At 41.1% G+C, this 370-nt stretch carries 1 protein-coding gene; it reads left to right on the forward strand.

What is annotated here, in order from left to right:
• Positions 1 to 370: FtsK/SpoIIIE domain-containing protein (locus tag IAE51_RS12035; RefSeq protein WP_255528862.1), on the forward strand; the 370-nt coding region annotated here is incomplete at both ends.

Below are 370 nucleotides of genomic sequence, written 5' to 3' on the forward strand. Positions count from 1 at the left end.
TTTCTTAATGGGGCTTGCCATTAACTTTTCACCAGAAGACATCGGAATGTTAATCATCGACTGGAAAGGGGGAGGAATTGCGGATACTCTAGCTAACCTTCCTCATTTCATGGGTTCAATCACGAACTTAGACGGTGCCGGAACGGCAAGAGCTTTAGCTTCTATCAATGCCGAACTCAAAAAACGTCAACGTGAATTCAGAAAATATGGGGTAAGTAATATTGCTGGGTACACTAAACTTTATCGTGATCGAGTGAATCAAAAAGAAGGTGTGAAGTATCCAAGTAAACCCCTCCCACATTTGATGCTTGTTTCCGATGAATTTGCGGAATTGAAAGAAAATGTTCCAGAATTCCTAGATGAATTGACC

It is taken from the genome of Lactococcus sp. S64, assembly GCF_016516525.1.
Taxonomy (GTDB): domain Bacteria; phylum Bacillota; class Bacilli; order Lactobacillales; family Streptococcaceae; genus Lactococcus; species Lactococcus lactis.